Raw genomic sequence first — 1,225 nt, 5'->3', positions numbered from 1 at the left:
AAAAAAGGCCCCGCAGGGCCTTTTTTAAATCACAGCCTTATTAGGCCAGGATTTTTGATACTACACCAGCACCAACTGTACGACCACCTTCACGGATTGCGAAGCGTAAACCTTCGTCCATCGCGATTGGGTTGATCAGTTCTACTACGAACTTCAGGTTGTCGCCTGGCATTACCATCTCTACGCCTTCTGGCAGTTCTACTGAACCAGTTACGTCAGTTGTACGGAAGTAGAACTGTGGACGGTAGCCTTTGAAGAATGGCGTGTGACGGCCACCTTCGTCTTTAGACAGTACGTATACTTCGCCTTCGAACTTCGTGTGTGGCTTGATTGAACCTGGCTTCGCCAGTACCTGACCACGTTCTACGTCTTCACGCTTAGTACCACGTAACAGTGCACCGATGTTCTCGCCTGCACGACCTTCGTCTAACAGTTTGCGGAACATTTCAACGCCAGTACAAGTTGTAGTTACTGTGTCTTTCAGACCTACGATTTCTACTGCTTCACCAACTTTGATGATACCTTGCTCTACACGACCAGTTACTACTGTACCGCGACCAGCAATTGAGAATACGTCTTCGATTGGCATGATGAATGGCTTATCAATCGCACGTACTGGCTCTGGAATGTAAGTGTCCAGTGCGTTACCCAGTTCCAGGATCTTCTGTTCCCAAACTGCGTCGCCTTCCAGACCTTTCAGTGCTGAACCACGGATCACCGGCAGGTCATCACCTGGGAAATCGTAGTCAGAAAGAAGCTCACGAACTTCCATCTCTACCAGCTCTAACAGCTCTTCGTCATCTACCATGTCACACTTGTTCATGAACACGATGATGTAAGGAACGCCTACCTGACGAGATAACAGGATGTGCTCACGAGTTTGTGGCATTGGGCCGTCAGTTGCAGCTACTACCAGGATAGCGCCGTCCATCTGTGCAGCACCAGTGATCATGTTTTTAACATAGTCAGCGTGGCCTGGGCAGTCTACGTGTGCGTAGTGACGAGTTGGCGTATCGTATTCAACGTGAGAAGTGTTGATCGTGATACCACGAGCTTTTTCTTCTGGCGCTTTATCGATTTGGTCGAATGCGAAAGCCTGACCGCCGTAGTGTTTTGCCAGTACGTTGGTGATAGCAGCTGTTAAAGTAGTTTTACCGTGGTCAACGTGGCCGATTGTACCTACGTTTACGTGCGGTTTGTTACGTTCAAATTTAGCCTTAGCCAT

Annotated in this window: 1 protein-coding gene; it reads right to left on the bottom strand. The window is 48.7% G+C overall.

The genetic code is table 11. From position 1 onward, the window contains the following. Positions 1-40 precede the first annotated feature (40 nt). A complete protein-coding gene (tuf, locus tag N3Z11_RS18000; protein WP_260658568.1) occupies positions 41-1,225 on the bottom strand; it encodes an elongation factor Tu in 1,185 nt (394 codons plus the stop codon).

This window comes from Rheinheimera sp. 4Y26 (genome assembly GCF_025245835.1).
GTDB lineage: Bacteria > Pseudomonadota > Gammaproteobacteria > Enterobacterales > Alteromonadaceae > Pararheinheimera.
The sequence above is the reverse complement of the archived record's forward strand: the minus strand, read 5'-3'. Positions and strand labels throughout refer to the sequence as shown.

Coding starts and splice junctions, on each gene's coding strand:
- tuf (WP_260658568.1), bottom strand. CDS start 1,225: ATGGCTAAGGCTAAATTTGAACGTAACAAACCGCACGTAAACGTAGGT.